The organism is Lysinibacillus capsici (genome assembly GCF_020217405.1).
Classification (GTDB): Bacteria; Bacillota; Bacilli; order Bacillales_A; family Planococcaceae; genus Lysinibacillus; species Lysinibacillus capsici.
On the sequence record NZ_CP084108.1, the window covers coordinates 3,169,165 to 3,193,136 of the forward strand.

Sequence of the window (23,972 nt, forward strand, 5' to 3'; positions counted from 1 at the left end):
CTTCCTTTTTTTAGAAAATAACTGGCGTTAACACACTTAAAACAATACTCTCTTCATTCAAAGGATTTTCCCATGAATGTGGAACTTCAGAAGGATAATGAATTGTTTCACCTTCTCTAAGAAAATATTCTTGCCCATCAACCTTAAATAGGACAGCACCCTTTAATACGTAATAAAACTCTTCCCCTGGATGACTCGATTCTTGATTTTTGTCCATTTGACCTGGGGCCAGCTTCACAAGCAACGGTTCAAGATTTCTTCCGTTAAAATGTCCATTAAGTCGCGTATATTCTATCGAAGATGCTTCTAATTTAAATGGTTTGCGATCAGTTTCTTTTACGACATACGTATTATTTGAATCGGACTCGAAAAAGTAGGTGATCGGAACTCCAAATGCATCAGCTATTTTTTTTAGAGATGTAATAGCCAGTGAAGATGACCCCCTTTCTATTTGTGAAAGAAAACTAATCGATAAGTTTGTTTTTTCACTTAAATTCTTTAATGTCATGCCTTGATCAATTCTTGTTTTTTTTATGGTTTGATGAATATCTTCCAAATTGCCACCTCTTTTTTTGATTACACTGTATTTTTTGAAGTATAACCATAATTTTTTTAATAGTATCATATTATTTTCCGAATTAAAAGAATATTTTTAATTTTATTATTTTCACAAAAATAAAAAAGCCCCATTCACCGTACTAGTGAATGGAGTAGAGTAATTTTATTAACACATTTAAGCAAAAAAACAATATGCATATAAAAAGTGCATATTACTATGAAATTATGATCGAATTGTTTTCAAAGCCGTTGACCATGGTACAAGCTGATCTAACATTTGATGAACAGAATCTGCTTGCACCTCTTTTGGTTTAAAGACAGAGCCGTTTTCAAAATCAGTAAATAATGATAATGCTGGATGCACTCGAACATCAGCAACTAGCAATTCTCCGAGAATTCCTCGTAGATGCTCTGCTGCACGCGCTCCTCCAACAGAACCATAAGAGACGATACCAGCAGCTTTATTGTTCCATTCCACACGTAAATAATCTAATGCATTTTTTAATGCACCTGTAATGGAGTGATTGTACTCCGCAACAATAAAGACAAAGCCGTCACAAGCTGCTATTTTTTCTGACCATGTCGCTACCCCAGAAGTATCTCCACCTGGTTCACCTAAAAATGGTAATTTAAATTCAGCGATATCAATTATTTCATATTCCGCATCACGACGTTTTTCCGCAACTTCCTTTACCCAAGTTCCAACTTGTGGGCTTACACGACCTTCTCGCGTACTTCCTAAAATAATACCGATTTTTAACATATGACGCCTCCTCTTATCATCCATTCTTGTGACTCCATCACGGTTCTTCGTACGTGTTCGCCACTCGTAACCATTTTGGTCAGGGAAATATCCCTTTATTCATCACCTGATAATTAGCTCTGAATAGTTAGAATTGAATTATCTCTAATTCAAGATTAAGGTACCATCAAGCTTTCTTACCTGTCAAATATTTAAACTAGAGGGAAAAGGAGGATTATTTTATTTTAATGGGCTGCTCCAATGCCTCTAATTCCTCTTCAATAGAGGCGTATTGTCTTTCCACAACATATTTGGCATCTGACAAGGCAGCATTATAAATATAGGGGGCAATATGCTCCTTGATAAAATCTAACATACGTTCAGCTTCAAATTCACTAATGTCTTCATCACGCTGATTATAAAAAAACCGTTGGATATCAGCAAGAATTATTTCCTGCTGATCTTTAGATAAACGAATAAACAAGACAACTCTCTCCACTTCTGTTAATCAATTTTTTCTTCATCTTATCACTGTTTATAGATTTCTTGCATTCAAAAAGGCTGAAACACTAGTACTGCTAGCGTTCAGCCTCCATCTCATTGTTTACATTCAAATGAGTAGCTAGTGGATAAAAAGTTTTTCTCCTTTGCTACAATCGCTTGTCCACCATCATCTTCACATTGCTGTGTCATTGCATCGATTTTCTTATCATTGACCATATTTGTCATCACCGTCATACCAATACCAAAAACAACGATGAATAAACCAATCATGATCCATAGCTTGCCGGCTTTATTACCAGCTGGTCTTTCATTAGCCATATTTGTTCCCTCACTTATACAAATAAAAATGGTTCTGTATGGATCGTTGATTGGATGAATTCAACCAAGTATTTTTTATCCTCACATAGTTCAGCCATTTTTTTTGCTACTCCTGCAATCATTACCTTTTCTACATGATGCCCAGGATCTACTATTTGTAAATCAATGGCTTGTGCGTCCTGAGCTGTATGGAAGTACATATCGCCTGTTAAGAAAACATCAGCTCCTGCACGTTTTGCCGCATAGATATATTTATTACCATCTCCACCAACAAGCGCAACCTTGCTGACCTTCGATTGTAAATCACCCACTACCCGAACAGCTGGCACATCTAGTTGCTGTTTAACGAATTCAGCAAATTGTTGTAACGTCATTTCCTTTGTTAAGTAACCTACACGCCCTAATCCCATCACATTTGTTTGCTGCTCAAGACGTATCACATCATAGGCAGGCTCCTCATAAGGATGACTAGTAAGCATGGCCTTTAACACGCGGCCTTTCATGGATTCAGGAAAAACAACTTCTACCTTTACTTCTTCCTCCACATGTAATTCGCCAACAGAGCCAACGAACGGATTAGCTCCTGCTAATGCACGGAACCGACCTTCTCCAGTCGTTGTGTAACTACATGCTTCATAGTCGCCAATACGACCCGCCCCAGCTGTTGCAAGCGCCTCACGTAATGCTTGTGCATTAGTAGTTGGTATAAAGACTGCCAGCTTCAACAAATTCTCAGCATACGTTTCTTCTAATATTGAACGGTTTTTTAGCTGTAGGGCATCTGCTAATAAATCATTTACCCCACCTTCGGCTACATCTAAATTTGTATGAGCAGCATATACAGCAATATCGTGTTTAATCAGCTTTTCATATAAGCGCCCTGCTGGATGATCTGTGCGGATATTCGCTAGGCGTCTAAAGATTGGTGGATGATGTGCGATAATCAGCTCACAGCCTTTTTCTATTGCCTCATTTGCCACGGCTTCATTGACATCTAACGTCACCAACACTTTACTGACAGGTTTGTTGAGGGTCCCTATCGCTAGTCCAATTGGATCATTATCCATACAAGCTAGTTTTTTCGGTGACCATGCTTCGAACACTTGAATAACTTCTTGGCCATTTACCGTTTTCATCTTACAAAACTCCTTCTACTAAATGTATCAGAGCCGTTAACTCTGCACGTTTTTCTTCAATTTCAGGTGTTTGTTCTGCCTCTTCAATGGATTGTAGTACACGTTGCCAATTGTCTTTTTCACGCAACCATTTTTTCGTAAATGCTGGTGATTTACGCAGGCTTAGCTTAGGTCCAAACAAAATCTCTGCTGTAGAGAGCTCCATTTGGCCTCTTTGTAACACAAGGATTTCATAGATTTTATCATCTTCCTCTAAAATCTCTTCATCAAGAATCGCCCATTGATGTGCTAAAGCCCACTCACGGATAACCTTGGCGTGAATATTTGGTTGTAGGATTAGACGTGTGACACCTTGAAGCTTTTCTGGATGCTTCTCTAGAATGGAAACAATTAATGGTCCACCCATGCCAGCTATTGTCACTGTATCCACATGGTCAGCTTCTTCGATCGCTGCTAAACCGTCTGCAAGGCGTACTGTAATTTTTTCTGTTAAGTTTTCCTTCTGTACTTGTCCTACCGCTGATTCATAAGGTCCTCTTACAACTTCACCTGCTATGGCATATGAGGCAGTCCCTTTGTGAATTAAATAACATGGTAGATAGGCATGGTCACTACCAATATCCGCCATGACTGCTCCTGTAGGAACAAATTTTGCTACTGCTTCTAATCGCTTTGAAAGTTTTTGTGCGTTCATTTTTATACCGCCTATCTTCAATAGAGTCCATTAATAGTATGGATGATGTCGTGAAAAAAAACAAATGGAGTTGTCTCACATTTCTATGTGGACAACCCCATCTTCATGATGCTTAAATCTAAAAAGTAGCTGTACTATTTCAGTACAGCTACTTGTCAGTTTTACTATTCTAAAGTAGAAATGTATTCAGCGATTGCTTTTGCTTCCTCTTCAGTTTTCATGTTTGGTTGCATTGGAGTACCTTCGATACCCTTTGTTAAAACTTCTACGATACGAGCTTCATCTAAGCCATGTAGGTTTGGACCCATACCACCAGTTAAATCACCACCGTGACAACCGATACAAGATTGTACTAATGCTGCTCCATCACCACCAGCATTTGCGTCTGTAGTTTCTGTAGTTTCGCCACCGCCCTCATGTTCAGCAGCAATTTCTTTCTTGTTATCTGCACCTTGTAAAGACATGAAGAAAATAAGACCAATACCAAATGCAAGAATTAAGATGTAAGGAACGACTGGATTGTTTTTCATAAGTTTCCCCTCCTCATTTTAAGTCTACTTCTATTATAATATAGAATCAGTCAACATCTAATATTGTACTTCATTAACAAAGAAACGAAAAGCCCTATTCGCTAAGTTTTCCTTTGTTTGTAACAAATTCGACATTTCTGTATCTATTGGATAAAATATGTCTTGCCAACATCCAAAATTGGTCAAATTTATCCTTTTATACAATTTCTTTTTCATTATATTTATGCTGTTATCATACCCTTTTCACTCATTCATATACCCAAAATTAAAAATCTGTACGTTTCTAATTAGCGTACAGATTTTGAATCTCCTGAGGTAAAAACTTTAACATAATACTTACCCTACTATAGATAAATTGTCACAAATTATGGTTTTATATAAACACTAAAGTTCAATTAAGATTCTAACCTGATTTAGTAGATGGAGCCCTTTGTACATCGATACAAATAACATTTGCTAAATCAAGATAAATTTATGATATAGTACCCCACTAGTGCTATTAATCCTAAAGCACCTGAGACTGTGAAATATAGAAGTTTCATTTTAATACCTGACAAAAGCCAAATGACACAATTTGCTGCAATCAAGCAAAATAAAACCGTATTATTTCCACTAAAATATGTAGTACAAATGCGGATCGACATACTAAATAACAGGATGGCCGCTAGTACATGAAAAATGGGAGCTAGTAGATGTTTTTTTCGAGCCATTTGCCACGCAGCAATAAATAAGATGCATGCGCCTACTCCCACGATTACTGTAAAAATCAATGTTAATGATTGCATTGTAAAATAAAGTGCCAAAACAGCCATTATGGCGATACATAGACCCACTACCAATAGGATCATTTTTCTTTTTTCTGATGGCAAGACCGCTTGTTTAGGATGTTGCACTGGTTCTAACTCCTCTATATCAGCCCCCTCCGTATAAAGAGCTGCTAAAAAGTCACAATAGTGCTCAGGTAAAAGTTTATTTTGCTTCCAAAACAAAATTTCATTAAGGATTATTTTTTTGCGAGGATTTGTCATAGTGTTAGCTCCAAACATTGCTTAATAATGGTTGTATTACAATTTTATCTCACACTATTTGAAAACACATCTGTATAAAGTCGCAAATCTAGCATTTCCCTCATTCTAATTATCTATGATTGCATAACATCGATAGGTGAATAGCAGGGCTAATTTCTTTTTGTTCACTTTTCAAGTCTATAAAAAAGAGCTATACCAATTAGTCATTATCTCACTACTTGGATAGCTCCAGCTATTTTAAATTTTATTCTAAGAAGTCTTTTAAACGTTTACTACGAGAAGGATGGCGTAATTTTCTTAGTGCTTTCGCCTCGATTTGACGAATACGTTCACGCGTTACGCCAAACACTTTTCCAACCTCTTCTAATGTACGTGTGCGACCATCGTCTAACCCAAAACGTAAACGAAGTACGTTTTCTTCACGGTCTGTTAATGTATCTAGTACATCTTCTAATTGTTCTTTTAACAGTTCATAGGCTGCATGGTCGGAAGGAGATTGTGCTTCTGAGTCCTCGATAAAGTCTCCTAAATGGGAATCATCTTCTTCTCCAATTGGTGTTTCAAGAGATACTGGTTCTTGTGCAATTTTTAAAATTTCACGTACTTTTTCAGGTGTTAAATCCATTTCTTCTCCAATTTCCTCTGGAGAAGGCTCACGACCTAAATCTTGTAAAAGTTGACGTTGTACACGTATTAATTTATTAATGGTTTCGACCATATGAACAGGAATACGAATCGTACGCGCTTGGTCAGCGATTGCGCGTGTAATCGCCTGACGAATCCACCATGTAGCGTAAGTCGAGAACTTAAATCCTTTACGGTAATCGAATTTTTCAACAGCCTTAATAAGACCCATATTTCCTTCTTGAATTAAATCAAGGAATAGCATTCCACGACCAACATAGCGTTTTGCAATCGATACAACTAGACGTAAGTTCGCTTCCGCAAGGCGTTTACGTGCTTCCTCGTCCCCTTGCTCAATACGTTCAGCAAGTGCAATTTCTTGCTCAGCAGATAATAAATCCACTCGGCCGATTTCTTTTAAATACATACGTACAGGGTCATTGATTTTAACACCTGGTGGCACACTCAAATCATTTAAGTCGAAAGTTTCTTCGTTCGCTTCTTCTTTCATTAGACTTTCTTCTTCAAATTCTTCTTTTCCAATGATTTGAATATCTTTATGCTTTTCAAGATCCTCAGCAAAATGGAAAATTTCTTCGTTTTCCAATTCATAAGGTGTTAGTTTCTCTGAAATTTCTTTCATTGAAATTTCACCCTCTGTTTTTGCTTTTTCTTGTAGGAATTTTTTTGCATCATCTAATGTAATTTCTACTTCTATCTCTTTTGAACGTTCTGACTTGTCCGCCATAAACCTTCCTCCTTCTAAACAACCGAATCGGGTTAAATCGCCGATAACGATTTTCTTAAATGAATAATCTGTTGGGCGATTTCAAGTGCACGTGCATACTCATGCATCTTCTCCGCTTCCTTTGACTCATGCATCTTTTGATAAATTTCTTGCTCAATTCTATGTTTTTGAAGCTGACGGATAGAGTCCATAACCTCTGCCTCTGCTTGATCAGGATCTCGCTCAACTAAAGCCGCTTCCATGACAATTTTTCGCAATTCAGCGTCATCCAAAATTTCCACAAAACGTTGATAATCAGGATGACCATACTCCTCATAAAATCCAACTAAGCGAACAAAAACTGCCATATAGGCATCTCGTACAAATGGCTCTTTTTGCTCACTACGTAATACCCTGTCCACTACATCTATATTATGAAGCATATGAGCCAGTAATAAACGTTCGGCACGTTCAGCTGCGTCCATAGGCTTTTGTTGTTGCGTGACTGGCATTGAAGGTATCTGTGTAGGCATTTCTACTTTAGCAGAACGTACCTGATTAGCCTCCAGTTTTCGGAATTGGGCATAAATGGCTTCTTCCGAGATGTTTGTTTCATTTGATAGCTGTCGTATATACAAATCTCGTTCAACTGGTGAAGATCTTCCCACTAGATGCTCAAGAACTTCTTGAATATATTGAAGCGTATCATTTTCAAATTGAAAGTTCTTATTGCGTCTAGCATGCATCATCATAAAAGCAATATACGCATGAGGTTTTTCCAAAATTTGTTCCTTAAATACTTGTCCACCTAAAGTGTGAATGTATTCATCAGGATCTAATTTTTCTGGCAACACGGCAATATCGACTTTCATTCGCTCTGTATGCAGTAGCTGCGCCGCTCGTTTCGCTGCATCAAATCCAGCATTATCACCATCATAGCAAATCGTAATTTGCTCTACTAAGCGCTTTAGCTTTGTGATATGCTGATTTGTTAACGAAGTACCCATTGTCGCAACAACATTCATTACACCTACAGAGTTGGCTGCTAAAACGTCCATAAATCCTTCCATCAATACTACTTGACGATTTTTTCTGATAGAAGTTCGTGCTTTATCTAGGTTATACAGCACTTCACTTTTTTGGAAAATTGGTGATTCTGGACTATTTAAATATTTTGCTTCCTCACCATTGGATGAAAGGATACGTCCTGAGAAGGCAATAATTTTACCGTTCTCATCTCGAATAGGAAACATGATACGTCCTCTAAAACGATCAAAATAACGTTCTTCTCCCTCTCTTTTGATGATTAAGCCACTTTCGGCAATTTCTTGTAAGTTATAACCTTTTCTTTCAAGCAATATTGTTAATGCATCAAAGCTTGGGAGAGACCAACCAATGTTATTAGATTCGATAAGTTCCCTTGTAAATCCTCTTTCTAGCAAATAATTTAAAGGTTCTTCACCATCCTCTGTATTCAACAGTAAATGATGAAAAAAATCTGCTGCAAAAGCGTGTGCTTCTTTCATCCTTTCATCCGCTTTAGATATCTTTTTCGTTCCTCCAGGGAAACTTGGCTCAACATCTAAGTGTATGCCAACACGTTCCCCAAGTTTCACAACAGCATCTGGAAAAGAAATGCCTTCAATATCCATTACAAAAGTAATGGCATTGCCGCCTGCACCACAACCAAAGCAATGAAAAATTTGCTTATCTGTAGATACAGAAAAAGACGGTGTTTGCTCTCCATGAAATGGACAGAGACCAAACCAATTTCGCCCACGCTTAGTAAGCTGCATGTATTCACTAATAACATCCACGATATCTGATTGTGTGCGAATCTGCTCAATTACTTCTTCTGGAATCTTCCCTGCCAAATCCATCACCATCTTTAATATTTGCGTTCTAGAAACACAATTCGCTATTCGTTTTAAAATTCCTTTATTTCTCGACAAAAAATTAGGATTTTTCTCTTATAAATATTTTTACCACAATTTTATTATTATAAAACAAAAATTAGTTTTTATCTATACCGTTTTTAAAATCCACTCAAAAAAACCGCCTCTGCTAACCGAGGTGGTTTAAAATTCTATCCTTATTTACAGGTCAAAATATGTTCGATAATCGTATTTGCTGTCTCTTCAACAGCTTTATTTGTCACATCGATAACTTGACAACCTATTCTACCGACAATTTTTTCAAAATGCTGAATCTCATCAAGAATTCTTTCATGCTGTGCATAGATAGCATCATCATTCAAGCCGAGAGACATTAACCTTTCTTTCCGGATTGAGTTTAACTTCTCAGGGGAAATAATTAAACCAAAGCATTTTTTAGGGTCTATCTGTAATAGCTCTTCTGGTGGTTCTACCTCTGGCACTAAAGGTACATTCGCCACTTTATATTTTTTATGGGCTAAATATTGTGATAGTGGTGTTTTAGAAGTTCTTGATACACCAACTAGTACGATATCAGCTTGTAATAGTCCTCGTGGATCTCTACCATCATCATATTTTACCGCAAATTCAATCGCTTCAATTTTTTTGAAATAATCATCATCCAGCAGATGAACAATGCCAGGTGTTTCCAATGGATTTTCTTCCATAAAAGCTGCCATTGATTGTAAGGCCGGACCTAAAATATCCACAGCCTGAATTTTTTCTTGTTCACATAAATCATGTAATAATTTACGCATTTCTTGGCGAACTAGTGTATAAACAATAAATGCTCGCTGTTGCGAAGCAAGAAAAACAATTTTACGGATAAGCTCCTCTGATTGAATATGTGGAAATCGACGAATTACAGTATTTTCAAGACCCGGTCGGAACTGGCTAATAACCGCTTTTGCAACTTGATCACCAGTTTCACCGACAGAATCAGATACAACAAATACGCGTAATCTTTTCATGCAGCTCTCCTTCATTTAGACATTTTGTGCAAGAGATAAGAAAGCCCGTGTAATCGTTGTTTTTGTAAGACGACCAACAATCGTTAAACCACCCTCTTGCGGTTCAACTACTGGTAGTGAATCAACCTCACGTTCAATAAGTTTGTTCGCTGCAACAATTAAAGAATCTGATCTTTCACAGTACGAAATATTTGGCATACGCGTCATAATAATATGTACTGGAATTTTATTTAAATCCTGCGTACCAATACTTGTACGCAGTAAATCTTTGCGAGATAGTACGCCTGTCAAAAACTCATTCTTATCTACGACAAAGAGTGTACCAACATCTTCTGAAAACATAAAGCAAATTGCATCATAAACCGTCATTGTTTCAGGGACAACTACTGGCCCTGAATGAAAATCCTTCACTTTTAAATTGTGAATACTATCTATTAATGTAACAGATGCCTTCTTACCTGAATAAAAATAACCAACCCTTGGTCTTGCATCCAGAAATCCTGCCATTGTTAGGATTGCTAAATCCGGTCTTAGAGTTGCTCTTGTCAGATTGAGACGTTCGGCAATATGTTCCCCCGTAATAGGGCCATTTTCTTTCACAATTTGTAATATGTCTTCCTGACGTTTATTGAGTTCGATTGGACTCACCGCCTCAAATCTAATAGTGTTATACTTATGCTCAATTATTATATACTATTTTAATAATTATTGCGAATTAAAGAACTACATGCTACAATATTGACACATACGCTTGCTCTATCTGTATTTTCGAGCAAATTGCGTTATACAGGCGATGATGGGAAAAAAGTATCTGTTCCATTCTATAGCGAGTAGAAGATGGTGAAAGTCTACACAGCAACAGAGAAAAGGCACTCCCTGAGCTAACTTTTTGAAAAGAGGTTTTAAACTACTTGTTTAAAACAATCAGGGTGGAACCGCGGGTATTAGCACTCGTCCCTGGGCATACATTGTGCCCGGAGACGGGTGCTATTTTCATTTAGTTGCAACTGAATGAAAAAACTTTGGCGTTTTTACCGCTAAAACAACGTATTAAAAAATTAAAGGAGGCTATTTTATGGCTAACAAATCAATGGAAACCATCGTATCTTTAGCGAAGCATCGAGGCTTTGTCTTCCCTGGTTCTGAAATCTACGGAGGTTTAGCAAACACTTGGGATTATGGTCCACTAGGTGTCGAATTAAAAAATAATATTAAAAAAGCATGGTGGCAAAAGTTTGTTCAGGAATCTGAATACAATGTAGGTATCGATGCTGCTATTTTGATGAATCCAAAAGCTTGGGTTGCTTCTGGTCACGTAGGAAACTTCAATGACCCAATGATCGACTGTAAATCATGTAAGGCCCGCCACCGTGCAGATAAAATTATCGAAGACGCTGCATTAGCGAAGGGCGATGAAATCATCGTTGATGGTATGACATTCGACCAAATGAAAGAAACAATGATTAAATATGACGTAGTATGCCCTGATTGCGGAAAGGCTGATTTCACAGATATTCGCCAATTCAACCTCATGTTTAAAACATTCCAAGGTGTAACGGAATCCTCTACAAATGAAATTTATTTACGCCCAGAAACGGCACAAGGTATTTTCGTGAACTTTAAAAACGTTCAACGTTCTATGCGTAAACGTACACCATTTGGTATCGCACAAATCGGTAAATCTTTCCGTAACGAAATTACACCAGGTAACTTTACATTCCGTACACGTGAATTCGAACAAATGGAGCTTGAATTCTTCTGTAAACCTGGTGAAGACCTTGAATGGCATGCATATTGGAAAGAATTCTGTAAAAATTGGTTACTAAACCTAGGCATGAAAGAAGATTCGATGCGCCTTCGTGACCATGAGGATGATGAGCTATCTCACTACTCTAACGCTACAACAGATATCGAATTCAAATTCCCATTTGGCTGGGGAGAGCTTTGGGGTGTAGCGGATCGTACAGATTACGACTTAAAACAACATATGGAGCACTCTGGTGAAGATTTCACTTACATTGATCCTGTATCAAACGAACGTTATGTTCCTTATTGTATTGAACCATCATTAGGAGCTGATCGTGTAACATTAGCTTTCCTGTGTGATGCCTATGATGAAGAGGAACTAGAAGGTGATGATAAACGTACGGTTTTACGTTTCCACCCTGCTCTAGCTCCATTTAAAGCTGCCGTGCTACCACTTTCTAAAAAATTATCTGATGAAGCTACAGATGTTTGGGCTGAACTACGTAAAGCCTTCCCTGTTGATTTTGATGAATCACAATCAATTGGTAAACGTTACCGTCGTCAAGATGAAATTGGTACACCATTCTGTATCACATATGATTTTGATTCAAAAGAGGACGGCCAAGTAACAGTACGTCATCGTGACTCTATGACACAAGTTCGTATGCCTATTGCTGAAGTAAAAGCCTATATTGAAAAACACCTACAATTCTAATCACTTTAATGCTCAAAAAAGAGGGGGTAGCCAGCAGGCAACTCCCTCTTTCTTATGCTTTATATGTTGAAAATAAGCGCTCTTGCATTTTTTCTTCGAATGAAAACTTTTTCATGCTCAAACCTATTAAGCTCACTAATAGCTCCTCAATATCCGCTAGTGAGTAATAAAGGAATGTACCTTCTCGCATTGGACGAACGCGTTTGTCAAAAGTTAGTTCATCTTCAATAAAGTAAGCGACATTAACATCACAATGTTCCATCAATTGTGTAATACGTTGATCATCACCTGGGTTTATAAAGAATGGCACAATTTTATCAATATACAAAATACTTTGAACAAGCTTAATGAAGAAATTTTCACGCAACGATGTCTCCACAACTAATATGGTCGTTTGCTCATGTTGATAATCCATATATAAAACGTTTAATTGCTCTTCTAGTAGCGTTTTTAAAATACCAATAGAATTGCGATACTTTGTCATATCCGTTTGGATTTCTCTTGTTAGTAAACGTAAAATACGAAAGGCTGGCAGAAAAATTTTTAAGACAATTTCTTTAGGATGTAAATGGTCAATTAATTTATTAAAATGAATTCTCAGATTATTTTCATCACAGCGGATTAATTGCTCCACAAATAAGTTAAAAATCTCTTCGAAGCTATTAGCTCGATAGTCGATCATTTTTGTAATTCTCACACTATAGTTCAAAGGTAGATTCATTGATTTTTGCTCATCTAACAATCTTACTTTTGGTAATGTAGGAAATAAATCATAAACAAGTTCTACTTGTGCACTGCGATTATCTGATAGCATAACAACAGAGTTGACTGGGTAAATCCCTAAACATTCTACAAATTTATGCATAAAGCTCTCATTATATAAATGTCGATCTCTGTATAAGACGGCTAAAGCATCTGTAGCACCATAGCCAACATGATAGACTCTCTTGGATGTCATCGCTGAATATACATCAACAATTTGTAATAATTGTACACCATCACTCATATCATCCGCACAAAGTTGATTTGGATAGCCCTTTCCCGCAAAACGTTCATGATGATCTCGTGCCAAATAGGCAATGTCTTCCTCGTTATGTTCCATGAGTAGCTCGTAGCCTTTTGTTGTGTGCGTCTTTACAATATCAAACTCATCTTCAGAGAGTTTACGTTTCAGATTTAATATTTCTTGTGGTATAAAAACCTTCCCGATATCATGGAACAGGTAGCCCCTAGCTAATGTTTCAATATCTGTTAAACCTAGGTATCTAGCAAAAATTGTACCTAATACAAACACATCAAATGAATGGACAAATGAATACTCGTCCCATTCCTTTAAACGCATAAGTAGCTCATAGCGATGTTTTTTTTCCAAAATCTTTTCAAAAACACCTCTTACATAAGCCGTATCTTGTATGCTTTTAAGAATTTGTCCATAGCGTAATTCGTGCACGACATTTTCCAACGTTGTCATAAAAAGCTGACTGACTGTCTCTTTATAATCATCCACAGGATCTCTTTTTTCAATTAATGGGGCAAATAGATCTTCATATTCTCTTGTTCGTTGAGCACTTAAATCATGGACAACTCGAACTGAATCAGATGGCAAATAGACAGATAATTCATCTACTTTACGAAGTTTAAGTAAGGCAATAATTCGCTCCGTTAAAACTAAATCCTTTTTAGCCAATAAACGATACTCTGAAAAAATATCTTCTGCTAAGATATCATTTGCTTCAACTTCACGAATACTTAAGGTTACTTTTCGTAGCATATATTTTGCCACATACGCAATGTACTAAGCACTATGTGACTCCCTCCTTCTTCCATAGGACTGCGCTATTCTGATAAACGTATAACAATACGTTTTGCTGATAGAGGCTTTTATATTTCATAGGCATGTCTAAAGTGATCTAGCGTACATCAGTTTCGATGGAGATTAAACGACTTAATTATATTTAAAAAATATAATTACCATTATCTATACCATTTACAATATCATAGGTTAAAATGCCTTTTCAACTAGTATATGGGTCTCGAATGAACAGTTTCTACCACTTATATAATGAAAACTAAACAAAAATACAAATCTTTTTACCTATTAAAATACTCCTAAATATAGATATAAATATAAATATAGATAAATAAGACTTTATATTATTCATTTAAAGACAAAAAAATAACGAATAAAATTAAATTTCTGCAATAATTTTATTTTGTAAAAATTGAAATTTATTCATTAAAAAGAAAGGTAATATAGTTGCATCCTCCTATAAAATCAAAGGTATTTCTTTTTATTTAAAAGATAAAATGAAGCGAGTTTTGCGCTACGCAAGTTAATTAGTTTTAACTCATCCTTTTACTTAAGGCATCATTGATTACCCAACACGTCATGATATGGATGAAATTCCCTCTATGCGTTGTTCCATCTATTTGGTATAAATAAGTTATTATAGTTAGTATTAGCTGTTAAATAATGAATAATTAACAGGCTAAAGACACATCACCTTAACATTCATTCGTCCGGAAGTTTGAACTGATACATAGGAAGGTCTAACCAGAAACATATATACTATAAAATTTTCTATTGTACTTTTTGGAGGAATTTAATTGCAGTCTCAACGTTTATTTCAACTAGCTATGGCTTCTGCTTTAGTAACAAGTGCGATTATTATCGCACCACCCGCACATGCAGCATCATTTTTCCCTGATGTCAACCCAACCACTGAGGAAGGTAAGGCTATTATTCAATTAGCAGAGCGTGGCATTATTTCAGGCTATATGGATGGGACATTTAAACCTGCTAATCCTATTACACGTACACAGGCAGCGAAGATTTTAGCAGGTATTTTAAAGTTAGATACAGTTCACGTAAAAAATCCTCAATTCAAAGACATAAAACCTGGCGATGAAAACTACGGAGCCATTGCAGCATTAGCAAATGCTGGGATTATTAATGGTGCAAATGGATACTTCTACCCTACTCAACATATAACTCGCGAGCAAATGTCCAAAATGATTGCGAAAGGCTTTGGATTAACAAGTACGAGTAACACGCAATTACCGTTTACAGATGTTAAAAAGGGGATTGAATTTGAGCCTCATATTAAAGCTTTGTTTGCAAATGGGATTACCAAAGGAACATCTGCAACGACTTTTGGCCCAAAAAGCAATGTAAAGCGCTCTCAATTGGCTGCTTTTGTTGTACGAGCTGAAAAGTTGCAAGGCAATTCAACCGTCTATGCAAATCAATTTAAGCAGGACTATATTTTTGCCTCTTATGGTGGTCTTGAGCCAGCAGAGGATATTTTCACATGGCATGAAGAGGAAGATATGACAGAGTCAATCACGATAACCCCTATAAAAGAAGGTACGGGCAAATTAGTGATTACTGGATTTACTGATGATTCAGAGGATTTTACTGACATTTTTTATTTAGTACATGTCAAAAACGTAAATGGTAAGCTGATGGTAACGCTTGAAGAAGTAAATGAAGATGATTATATCGAAAATTCACCACTCGATTTGTCTGAGAGTAAATTACCATTCATGCCAGCAGAGGTGACGGTGCAAAACACGAATGGACAGCCACTCGCTTCAAATTTATATAACTTTAATCAACAAGATCAAACACTATCCATCTTGCAAAATGGACAATTCATTGTTACATTTTCAAATGGGACACAACAGCAAAAGATGGCTGCAGATGTGTATTCCTATGATTTTGTTCGCAGCATTGATTTATATCATTTGACAGATGAATTAATACTAACAACGCTAGAATTACCTTTTAAACCAACACATGTAGCACTCGAAAGCTTTGGTTTTGAGCCAGTGCCTGTAAAAGCTACAATTCTTAACGGACAACTACATGTTACGCCAAAAGCTGAAGGTCTAGCGATTCTCCATTTAACAGGTAGTAATGATCAAACAGCATACCTTTATATTGAAAGTAAAAAAATTGCTGGACAATGGGCCTTTTTAGTGTCAGAGGATGAGGATGCATTTTAAATAACGTGAAATGTCAGATGAACATTATGATTCATCTGGCATTTCGTCTTTTGAGCGAATTTGAAATTCAGGTGTTCGCTCTAGCTGCTCAATAAATTTCCGGGTTTTAAAACGAATACCTGTTTGTTCTTCGTAGATGGTTGTAATGATTTTTTTGATAAAATATTTTGTTTCCTTTTTCAGTTCTATTTTTCCTATTTGATCGATTGGAATAGTATAGAACATACGAATCAGTTTTAGCTGTGTTGGCGTTAAGCGAATGATATAGGGGTCATGCTGATAACAGCGATGGCATAAAAATCCTCCTTGAGCAAAGGAAAAAGCAAATTCCCCATCTACAGCGCCACACGCAGCACAGGCATGTAAAATAGGTTGTACACCTGTATAGGGCAACATTTTCCATTCAACAAATAGCGTAATGGCTTCAGGATCGTAGCCATCCTCAATTGCTTGTAGTGCATGTAGTAAAACATCGAATGCAAAAGGCTCTGGCTTTCCTTCTTCCACAACTCGCTCCACTAATTCCATAATATAGCTAGCATAAGCAGTAGCCATAATATCTTCACGAATATGGCGCATTGAATTTAAATGTTCTCCCTGTTGCAAAGTCCCCATGCCCGTATGATGTTGTACCATAAACATCCCATAGGTAAAGGGTTGCGTGATGGAAGCCAATCTACTAGAAGGTTTTTTTGCCCCTCTAGCCATCGTAGCCACTTTGCCAGCTTCCCGAGTTAGCAAAATAACAATCTTATTAGATTCCCCATAAGCGCGAACCTTTAATACAATCCCCTCCCATTTATGAAGCATAATCCCCCTCCTTTCATAAAAGAACTATCCATGCAAAGAGAGCTGCCCAAAATAATTTTGGACAGCTCAAAAATAAAAATGATCAAATACTTCTAGATCCTTTTGTGCCTACAAGAAGAAGTTAACCTAAAACCGTCACGTCAAAATTTGGCGTCTATTCCTGATTCAACGGGCAATGTTCGCGAACGTTACAATTCATTTGCTAAGCCAGGAAAAAACTTAATATTCATCATCACGGAATCCAAAATCGCGTAAATGTGTAGCTTTATTACGCCAATCCTTTTGCACCTTTACCCATAGCTCTAAATAAACTTTAGACCCTAGGAGCATTTCGATATCCTTTCGCGCACGTGTCCCTACTTCTTTAAGCAAGGCTCCACGCTTTCCGATAACAATCCCTTTTTGCGAATCACGCTCCACAATAATCGTAGCCGCTACATGAATTTTATCCTCATTTTCTTCATCACGACGAATTTTATCAATTACCACTGCGATAGAATGGGGAATTTCTTCACGCGTTAAATGTAGGACTTTTTCACGAATAAGTTCAGATATAATAAATCGTTCAGGATGATCTGTCACTTGATCGGCTGGGTAATACTGAGGTCCTTCTGGTAAATACTTCGCCAATGTCACTAATAAATTTTCAACATTATTGCCTTGTAGCGCAGAAATCGGTACAATCTCCGCAAAGTCATAGCGCTCTTTATAGCTCTCAATAATTCCCATTAGTTCATCTGGATGAATGGCATCAATTTTATTGATGACCAAAAAGACAGGTGTTGGGTTTCCTGCTAGCATTTCTAAAATAAATTCATCACCTTTACCGAGTTTTTGCTCAGCATTAACCATAAACATAATAACGTCCACTTCACGCAATGTGTTTTTAGAAACCTTCAGCATGAAATCGCCTAGTTTATGTTTTGGCTTGTGAATACCTGGTGTATCAATAAAAATCATTTGGCTATCATCTGTTGTTAGTACGCCTTGTACTTTATTTCGTGTTGTTTGTGGCTTATCACTCATGATCGCAATTTTTTGGCCAATGACACGATTTAAAAATGTCGATTTGCCAACGTTTGGACGACCAATGATGGAGATAAAGCCTGATTTATAGCCATTTTTAGTTTCCTGCATTCTCTAAATCCTCCGTCGTAAATGCAAACGGTAGTAATTCGCCCACTGACGTTACCGTCACATCACCTTTTAAGTTCGTTAAATAAACAGGCATAGTTGGAGTACAAAACTCCATCATGACCTGGCGACATGCTCCACATGGGGTGCATGGTCCGTCCGTATCAGCTACAATGGCAATGGCCTCGAATTCGTAAATTCCCTCCGATACTGCCTTAAAAAACGCTGTACGCTCAGCACAATTTGTCATACTATAGCCCGCATTTTCAATATTACAACCGTGAATAACCTGTCCATCTTTTGTTAGTAGAGCTGCCCCTACTTTAAATTTTGAATAAGGAACATAGGCTTTTTCACGTGCCTTTTTTGATTCTTCTAATAATGCATGCATATCCATTGGCATCTATACTAATTCTCCCTCACATTTATGGTTTATTTTCAATTAGAAGACACTCATTTCCATTAAAACCATTTTGGCAGAAAGATGAGTAATCCGATTATAGCACTGAATAGCGCAAATACAAGCACTGCACCTGCTGCAATATCTTTTGCTTGCTTAGCAAGCGGATGTATCTCTGGGGAAGCTAAATCGACTACCCGTTCGATAGCTGTATTCATCATTTCCAGCGCAAACATTAGTGCTATTAATAGTAGCACAATATACCACTCCATACGAGATAAACCTGTCAAATAACTAGCCAGTATAACAATGATTGCACTTACTATATGTGATTTCAAATTTTGTTCTTTACTTGCAGTTATGATGCCTTCAAAAGCATAGCCAAAAGATCGCAAGTATTTTCGAAAATTCATCTAATCTCGACCTAAGCCATAAGTTTGGAGAATCTCATCTTGCTTTGCAAACATCACTTTCTCTTCTTCTGGCTTCATATGGTCATAACCAAGTAAATGTAAAAAACCATGTACAGCTAAAAAGCCTAATTCTCGCTCAAAGGAATGATTATATTCCTCTGCTTGCTCTTTTGCACGATCAGTCGAAATAATGATATCACCTAATACACGTGGCATCCCTTCAAAAATAACTTCCATTTCCCCTTCCCCTAGCTCCTCTAGTGCAAAGGAAATGACATCTGTTGGCTGATCTTTGCCACGATATTCACGATTAATATCTTGAATTGCCTTGTTCGTTACAAACGTCACCGAAACCTCTGTTTCTGGCTCAATATTTTCTACACTTGCAGCATGCTGTAATAGCTTTTCAACAAGTTCGATATGTTGTGCTCCCACTTCATTTGTTTCATCCGTAAAATCAATTGTTAAAATCATAGATCCTCCTACTTATCTGCCTTTGGATATTCAATACGTGAATGGAATATCCCATTCAACGTTTCACAAAGTACTCTCTCTATACATTTTAACTCTTTTATTGAAATATCGCATTCATCAAACTGATTATCTTGGACCCGATCATCGATAATCGCTCGTACTAGCTTCTGAATTTTCTCTGCATTTGGTTCTTTCATAGAACGTACTGCTGCCTCGACACTATCCGCAACACTTATAACAGCTGCTTCTTTTGTTTGTGGTTTGGGCCCTGGGTATCGGAACTTTGCCTCATCAATATTTTTTCCTTCTTCCTTTGCTTTAAACAAGAAGAATTTTAACAAACTTGTGCCATGATGCTGTAAAGCGATATCAATAATCTCTTGAGGCATTTTATAACGTTTTAACATATTGGCACCATCTGTCGTATGGGCGATAATAATCTCTGCACTTGTTTCAGGTGGTAAAGAATCATGCGGATTGATGCCTGACATCTGATTTTCGATGAAAAAGGAAGGTCGTTTGGTTTTACCAATATCATGATAATAACAACCTACACGCGCTAATAAACCGTCAGCACCAATCTCTTCACACGCAGCTTCCGCTAAGTTCGCTACCATCACACTATGATGATATGTCCCTGGAGTTTCCATTAATAATTTTTTTAATAATGGATGGTTGGGATTGGATAGCTCAATTAAACGTAAAGATGAAAGCAAACTAAACGCCGATTCAAAGAATGGTAAAAGTCCCATCGTTAATGCCCCTGAAAGCAAGGCAGATAACATCGCTGCTATTAAGTAAAATGCTAACTCTGGTAAACCATAGGATGATTGTGTCATTAACAAATAAAACGCGATAAATGCCATGTTTACAAGGGAAATCACACCTACCGCATGTAAAATATGTGAGCGTTTTTCCACACTACGCAAAAAGAATAGGCTTGCAAACCCTCCGAATATGATATACAGCGTAATTTCCATTTGCATAACTGAAGAATAGCCTTCTTGAAAAATTACTCCTGCTGATGCAGCCGTCATAACTGTAATTAATACGGCTGCTCGCTCATCTGCTAGTAATCGTACAAGCATCGTCGCTAGTGCTGTAGGGAATAAAAAGGCAATCGTCACATCAAAGCCACTAGAAACTAAGCTAATAAATTTCATGAGCAAAATAGACAAGCTATAAACAATCACTGTCACTAACAGTGCATTACGTTTTTTTCGTTCGTTCGTCTCCCAACGCTCAAATAAAATATACATAAACATCATTTGCAGTAGCGTTAAAATAATAAGCCCTGCTATCGGCTTAAAGGAGGCTTTATTACTAACCATCCCTAATAGCTCTAATTGTCTAAAAGCCTCATTGTCAATAATTTGGCCTTCTTGAACAATAATCTGACCTTGTAAAATGCGCGTTGGCTCTACACTTTCTTTGGCCTGCTGTTTTCGAATCTTTGTTTGTTCTTCGTTAATTGTTTCATTTTCAATAATGCTTGTACGTCCTATTAACACGACTGTATTGAATATTTTATCAGGATATCCTCGTTGTCCACGAATCTTTGTCTCAAAATCATTTTGTGCAACAAAGACGTTCTCTGGTCGGATGGATTTTTGTAAATATTCCTCTACAAATTTAGATAATTGCGTACTTGTTCTAGTTAAATCATCTTCACTTTGCACTAACAGACCTTCCAGCTGAGAATCAGTAAAAATTAACGGCATCTGGTCTTCGTCAATGGATTCAAATTTCTTTCGAAGCTGTGTAACTTGGTCTGCAATAGGAATAGGTTCCTTACTATTTGCAACATCTTTTTTCACTTCCAAAACATAATCAAATAATGATGTTACAATCGCTGCTCTTTGCTTGGCGACATCCTCCGAAAATTGATAGACTGAATCCACTGCATTGGCAGCTTTTTCTCGCTCTAGCTGAGTTTTATAAGTGTCTTCAATCGTTTTAGTAGATCGTACGGTTTCAGGCGCAAGCTGTAATGGTTTGAAATCATATGTAACTCCTTTAACATTGCCATACATGAACCCAAATTGTAGGCCACCTGTTAAAATGAGAATGATGATAAGAAAGTAGCGAAAACCGATAAGCTCTGTAAATTTTCGAAGTTGTTTCTCCATCTGGCACCTCCTCTATCTACCTACTATCATACCAATTCAACATACATTTTTCTCGAAAAATGTATAAGAAAGCAAAAAACAGCTATGCATCTTCGCATAGCTGTCACATTTTTTTCCATATTTTGATTAAATTCGTGGTTTAGGTTTTAACTATATAGATGTTTTAAACCTCGTTACCCCTATCGCTTGCGGGGCAGACTTTAACAACCCGTTGCCCCTGTCGCTTCGCTTGCGGGGCAGACTTTAGCAACCCGTTGCCCCTGTCGCTTCGCTTGCGGGGCAGACTTTAGAATTGCTATGCAATTCTAAAGTTGCTGTTCTTCGTAGGCTTGAATGATTTTGGCTACGATTGGGTGACGTACGACATCACCTTGTTCTAGGACTTGGAAATGGATAGATTTAACATACTTTAATGTACGTTCTGCTACAATCAAGCCAGATTCTGTATTTTTGGGTAGGTCGATTTGTGTTTTATCCCCTGTGATGACCATTTTAGAGCCGAAGCCTAGACGAGTTAGGAACATTTTCATTTGTTGATGTGTTGTATTTTGTGCTTCATCTAAAATAACAAAGGCATCATCTAATGTACGGCCACGCATATAGGCTAAAGGGGCGATTTCAATTGTTCCACGTTCAATTAGCCGCTGTGTTTGTTCTGAGCCGTAGATGTCGTTTAAAGCGTCGTAGAGAGGTCGTAGATATGGATCGACCTTTTCCTTTAAATCCCCTGGAAGAAAGCCTAGTGACTCTCCAGCTTCAACAGCAGGGCGAGTTAAAATAATTCTCTTTACATGGCCGTTTTTAAGTGCCTGTGTTGCCATGACTACCGCTAAATACGTTTTCCCAGTACCGGCTGGACCAATACCGAAAACGACGTCTTTATGACGGATTGCTTGTATGTATTCTCGTTGACCAATTGTTTTTGCACGAATTGACTTACCTTTCGTCGTGCGTGCTATTTCTTCATCATATAATTCTGCAAAATACTCGATTGTTCCTTTTTGTGTCATTTCAATAGCTGTTGTAACATCACGTTGATCAATATTAATACCTTTCCGTATGACCTTCAATAAAGCTTGCAGAAGAAATGTTGCCTGTTCCTTAGCATTTTCTTCACCCGCAAGTTGAATTTGTTCACCACGCGTAATGATATGAACATTAAGTGCTTCTTCAACTAATTTCATATTTGCATCGGAAATACCTAGTAGCATAACCGCTTCGTTTGGATTATCCACCTGTAATACAGTTAACTGTTCTGACATAATCATTCTCCTTGTAGGCCTTGTATTGGACTTGCAATGTTTTCATTGACTAAAAATAGAACTTTCCCTTCAACTGTACCATTCCCCCACTTTGCCTGTAAAAGGTTTTCTTTCTTGATGATTGTTTTTGCAGGTAACGAGCGTAATACTTTTTCATGCAATAAAGGAATCAGCAATGACTCAATTTTCGATTCATCCAACTCTACTTGCATGGTTTTCGTCTGTTGCTCCTCTACAATCGAAACATAGGGGGATAGCCAATTTGGTAAATTCTTCCTTTGTACATAATCCACCTTTTCCTGATGTATACCCTTTATCAACACTCGCCATTGCTTTTGCTGCAAGGTTTCCACGGTAATTTTTGTTGGAATTTTAAATGAACATTCAAGCCAATAATCTGCATAAACCTCTCCCTTCGCCCCGACAAAAACTTGATCTGTGCCACTTTCTAATACACCACTTACGAGGACGTCACCTTCGTAGGCTGTATCATTTACTGAAATTTTTCGCTCACCATGCTGTATATTAAAATGTGTAATGACACCACTTTTCGTTGCTACTATATGGGAGGCTAATTTATCAGTTGTTTGCTCAGTTTGTTTAGGTGATTCTTGTGGTCTCAAAATTACTCGTCCGCCCTGTTTATCAATATGAACCCACGATAGCTCTCGGTGTTGTTCTAACAGCTTTTGTCGTATAACCGTATTGGAAGGTAACTTTTTTTGTGATAAAGGGGTTTCTAGTTGAAAGGTTTCATGAAAAGTCTTACCTAAACGCTGCTCTAATTCTGGTGTGGCGGCTTCGATGTCCACTCGCCATATGACTTGTGCACAAAGAATTGGAATAGCAATCATAAAGGCTAAGCCCAATAAAGTCCAAATTTGCGCTCGAAAAACTTGAAGCTCATCTGAATAAAATACAGCCATTTTTAAGCGAAAACGTCTTCGTACACGGCGAATTTTTGGTAGATAATGCATCGTCGTTTCAAAGGAAACTTCCTGCTCACGAAAGACAACACGCTTTAATGGGACATGTTGAGCGTGCAATGCTTGAATAAAAGGATGAACATTTTCATGGCGCTTTATACGTATAATAATTGGCCGATTATTCCACAT

Annotated in this window: 23 protein-coding genes; 2 read left to right on the forward strand and 21 right to left on the reverse strand. The window is 37.4% G+C overall.

Going from position 1 to position 23,972, the window contains the following annotated elements; genetic code table 11:
• Positions 1 to 10 precede the first annotated feature (10 nt).
• The 12 genes from LCP48_RS15585 to LCP48_RS15640 all read right to left on the reverse strand — a co-directional run bounded on the left by LCP48_RS15585 (position 11) and on the right by LCP48_RS15640 (position 10,414).
• A complete protein-coding gene (locus tag LCP48_RS15585) occupies positions 11 to 556 on the reverse strand; it encodes a helix-turn-helix domain-containing protein (protein ID WP_036218593.1) in 546 nt (181 codons plus the stop codon).
• Between the two features lie 225 nt (positions 557 to 781).
• Positions 782 to 1,321, reverse strand: coding sequence for an NADPH-dependent FMN reductase (locus LCP48_RS15590; RefSeq protein ID WP_004227183.1), 540 nt, complete (start codon positions 1,319 to 1,321; stop codon positions 782 to 784).
• A 214-nt stretch (positions 1,322 to 1,535) separates the two neighbouring features.
• The gene (locus tag LCP48_RS15595; protein WP_004227180.1) at positions 1,536 to 1,784 is read right to left on the reverse strand and encodes a DUF2164 domain-containing protein; all 249 of its coding nucleotides are present in this window, start codon (positions 1,782 to 1,784) and stop codon (positions 1,536 to 1,538) included.
• Positions 1,785 to 1,897: 113 nt separating this feature from the next.
• Positions 1,898 to 2,122 (reverse strand): hypothetical protein, encoded by a 225-nt coding sequence (locus LCP48_RS15600; RefSeq protein ID WP_048392200.1) that lies wholly within the window; start codon positions 2,120 to 2,122, stop codon positions 1,898 to 1,900.
• Positions 2,123 to 2,136: 14 nt separating this feature from the next.
• Positions 2,137 to 3,258 carry a Nif3-like dinuclear metal center hexameric protein gene (locus LCP48_RS15605; protein ID WP_009370121.1) on the reverse strand — a complete coding sequence of 374 codons (1,122 nt, stop codon included), beginning with the start codon at positions 3,256 to 3,258 and terminating at the stop codon, positions 2,137 to 2,139.
• A gap of 1 nt (position 3,259) precedes the next feature.
• Positions 3,260 to 3,952 (reverse strand): tRNA (adenine(22)-N(1))-methyltransferase, encoded by a 693-nt coding sequence (locus LCP48_RS15610; RefSeq protein WP_004227171.1) that lies wholly within the window; start codon positions 3,950 to 3,952, stop codon positions 3,260 to 3,262.
• Between the two features lie 164 nt (positions 3,953 to 4,116).
• Positions 4,117 to 4,482, reverse strand: coding sequence for a c-type cytochrome (locus LCP48_RS15615; protein WP_004227169.1), 366 nt, complete (start codon positions 4,480 to 4,482; stop codon positions 4,117 to 4,119).
• 461 nt (positions 4,483 to 4,943) lie between these two features.
• The gene (locus LCP48_RS15620; protein ID WP_004227167.1) at positions 4,944 to 5,510 is read right to left on the reverse strand and encodes a hypothetical protein; all 567 of its coding nucleotides are present in this window, start codon (positions 5,508 to 5,510) and stop codon (positions 4,944 to 4,946) included.
• 244 nt (positions 5,511 to 5,754) lie between these two features.
• Positions 5,755 to 6,882, reverse strand: coding sequence for an RNA polymerase sigma factor RpoD (gene rpoD, locus LCP48_RS15625; protein WP_004227165.1), 1,128 nt, complete (start codon positions 6,880 to 6,882; stop codon positions 5,755 to 5,757).
• Positions 6,883 to 6,914: 32 nt separating this feature from the next.
• Positions 6,915 to 8,747, reverse strand: a complete 1,833-nt coding sequence (gene dnaG / locus LCP48_RS15630; protein ID WP_004227161.1) for a DNA primase — start codon at positions 8,745 to 8,747, stop codon at positions 6,915 to 6,917.
• 206 nt (positions 8,748 to 8,953) lie between these two features.
• Positions 8,954 to 9,766: a pyruvate, water dikinase regulatory protein gene (locus LCP48_RS15635; RefSeq protein ID WP_004227157.1), complete on the reverse strand. Its 813-nt coding sequence runs from the start codon at positions 9,764 to 9,766 to the stop codon at positions 8,954 to 8,956.
• Positions 9,767 to 9,781: 15 nt separating this feature from the next.
• Complete coding sequence (locus LCP48_RS15640) at positions 9,782 to 10,414, reverse strand: transcriptional regulator CcpN (protein ID WP_004227151.1); 633 nt, start codon at positions 10,412 to 10,414, stop codon at positions 9,782 to 9,784.
• Between the two features lie 427 nt (positions 10,415 to 10,841).
• On the opposite strand from LCP48_RS15640, the gene LCP48_RS15645 reads away from it, so the two are divergent.
• Complete coding sequence (locus LCP48_RS15645; RefSeq protein WP_004227145.1) at positions 10,842 to 12,227, forward strand: glycine--tRNA ligase; 1,386 nt, start codon at positions 10,842 to 10,844, stop codon at positions 12,225 to 12,227.
• Positions 12,228 to 12,279: 52 nt separating this feature from the next.
• On the opposite strand, the gene LCP48_RS15650 is transcribed toward LCP48_RS15645, so the two are convergent.
• Positions 12,280 to 13,998, reverse strand: a complete 1,719-nt coding sequence (locus LCP48_RS15650; protein ID WP_004227139.1) for an HD-GYP domain-containing protein — start codon at positions 13,996 to 13,998, stop codon at positions 12,280 to 12,282.
• Between the two features lie 836 nt (positions 13,999 to 14,834).
• Between LCP48_RS15650 and LCP48_RS15655 the strand changes: the two genes are divergently transcribed.
• On the forward strand, positions 14,835 to 16,235 hold the full coding sequence (locus LCP48_RS15655; RefSeq protein WP_225340365.1) for an S-layer homology domain-containing protein: 1,401 nt from the start codon (positions 14,835 to 14,837) through the stop codon (positions 16,233 to 16,235).
• Positions 16,236 to 16,259: 24 nt separating this feature from the next.
• On the opposite strand, the gene recO is transcribed toward LCP48_RS15655, so the two are convergent.
• From recO to LCP48_RS15695, 8 genes are all read right to left on the reverse strand, one after another.
• On the reverse strand, positions 16,260 to 17,045 hold the full coding sequence (recO, locus tag LCP48_RS15660) for a DNA repair protein RecO (protein ID WP_004227133.1): 786 nt from the start codon (positions 17,043 to 17,045) through the stop codon (positions 16,260 to 16,262).
• A gap of 219 nt (positions 17,046 to 17,264) precedes the next feature.
• Positions 17,265 to 18,182 carry a GTPase Era gene (gene era / locus LCP48_RS15665; protein WP_004227129.1) on the reverse strand — a complete coding sequence of 306 codons (918 nt, stop codon included), beginning with the start codon at positions 18,180 to 18,182 and terminating at the stop codon, positions 17,265 to 17,267.
• On the reverse strand, positions 18,169 to 18,582 hold the full coding sequence (locus LCP48_RS15670) for a cytidine deaminase (protein ID WP_225340366.1): 414 nt from the start codon (positions 18,580 to 18,582) through the stop codon (positions 18,169 to 18,171). The genes era and LCP48_RS15670 overlap by 14 nt, the downstream gene beginning before the upstream one ends.
• Positions 18,583 to 18,641: 59 nt before the next feature.
• Entirely contained in the window at positions 18,642 to 18,992 is a 351-nt protein-coding gene (locus tag LCP48_RS15675) for a diacylglycerol kinase family protein (protein WP_004227121.1), read from the reverse strand.
• On the reverse strand, positions 18,993 to 19,466 hold the full coding sequence (gene ybeY / locus LCP48_RS15680) for an rRNA maturation RNase YbeY (RefSeq protein ID WP_009370108.1): 474 nt from the start codon (positions 19,464 to 19,466) through the stop codon (positions 18,993 to 18,995).
• 8 nt (positions 19,467 to 19,474) lie between these two features.
• Positions 19,475 to 21,595, reverse strand: coding sequence for an HD family phosphohydrolase (locus LCP48_RS15685; RefSeq protein WP_004227107.1), 2,121 nt, complete (start codon positions 21,593 to 21,595; stop codon positions 19,475 to 19,477).
• A gap of 305 nt (positions 21,596 to 21,900) precedes the next feature.
• Complete coding sequence (locus LCP48_RS15690; RefSeq protein WP_004227104.1) at positions 21,901 to 22,857, reverse strand: PhoH family protein; 957 nt, start codon at positions 22,855 to 22,857, stop codon at positions 21,901 to 21,903.
• Positions 22,858 to 22,859: 2 nt separating this feature from the next.
• Positions 22,860 to 23,972 (reverse strand): sporulation protein YqfD, encoded by a 1,113-nt coding sequence (locus LCP48_RS15695; RefSeq protein ID WP_225340367.1) that lies wholly within the window; start codon positions 23,970 to 23,972, stop codon positions 22,860 to 22,862.

Bases quoted from the DNA above. Each gene is read 5' to 3' on its own strand.
- LCP48_RS15590 (WP_004227183.1), bottom strand. From the start codon at position 1,321: ATGTTAAAAATCGGTATTATTTTAGGAAGTACGCGAGAAGGTCGTGTA.
- LCP48_RS15600 (WP_048392200.1), bottom strand. From the start codon at position 2,122: ATGGCTAATGAAAGACCAGCTGGTAATAAAGCCGGCAAGCTATGGATC.
- LCP48_RS15605 (WP_009370121.1), bottom strand. From the start codon at position 3,258: ATGAAAACGGTAAATGGCCAAGAAGTTATTCAAGTGTTCGAAGCATGG.
- LCP48_RS15610 (WP_004227171.1), bottom strand. From the start codon at position 3,952: ATGAACGCACAAAAACTTTCAAAGCGATTAGAAGCAGTAGCAAAATTT.
- LCP48_RS15615 (WP_004227169.1), bottom strand. From the start codon at position 4,482: ATGAAAAACAATCCAGTCGTTCCTTACATCTTAATTCTTGCATTTGGT.
- LCP48_RS15620 (WP_004227167.1), bottom strand. From the start codon at position 5,510: ATGACAAATCCTCGCAAAAAAATAATCCTTAATGAAATTTTGTTTTGG.
- rpoD (WP_004227165.1), bottom strand. From the start codon at position 6,882: ATGGCGGACAAGTCAGAACGTTCAAAAGAGATAGAAGTAGAAATTACA.
- dnaG (WP_004227161.1), bottom strand. From the start codon at position 8,747: ATGGTGATGGATTTGGCAGGGAAGATTCCAGAAGAAGTAATTGAGCAG.
- LCP48_RS15635 (WP_004227157.1), bottom strand. From the start codon at position 9,766: ATGAAAAGATTACGCGTATTTGTTGTATCTGATTCTGTCGGTGAAACT.
- LCP48_RS15645 (WP_004227145.1), top strand. From the start codon at position 10,842: ATGGCTAACAAATCAATGGAAACCATCGTATCTTTAGCGAAGCATCGA.
- LCP48_RS15650 (WP_004227139.1), bottom strand. From the start codon at position 13,998: ATGCTACGAAAAGTAACCTTAAGTATTCGTGAAGTTGAAGCAAATGAT.
- recO (WP_004227133.1), bottom strand. From the start codon at position 17,045: ATGCTTCATAAATGGGAGGGGATTGTATTAAAGGTTCGCGCTTATGGG.
- era (WP_004227129.1), bottom strand. From the start codon at position 18,182: ATGCAGGAAACTAAAAATGGCTATAAATCAGGCTTTATCTCCATCATT.
- LCP48_RS15670 (WP_225340366.1), bottom strand. From the start codon at position 18,582: ATGCCAATGGATATGCATGCATTATTAGAAGAATCAAAAAAGGCACGT.
- LCP48_RS15675 (WP_004227121.1), bottom strand. From the start codon at position 18,992: ATGAATTTTCGAAAATACTTGCGATCTTTTGGCTATGCTTTTGAAGGC.
- ybeY (WP_009370108.1), bottom strand. From the start codon at position 19,466: ATGATTTTAACAATTGATTTTACGGATGAAACAAATGAAGTGGGAGCA.
- LCP48_RS15685 (WP_004227107.1), bottom strand. From the start codon at position 21,595: ATGGAGAAACAACTTCGAAAATTTACAGAGCTTATCGGTTTTCGCTAC.
- LCP48_RS15690 (WP_004227104.1), bottom strand. From the start codon at position 22,857: ATGTCAGAACAGTTAACTGTATTACAGGTGGATAATCCAAACGAAGCG.
- LCP48_RS15695 (WP_225340367.1), bottom strand. From the start codon at position 23,972: ATGTGGAATAATCGGCCAATTATTATACGTATAAAGCGCCATGAAAAT.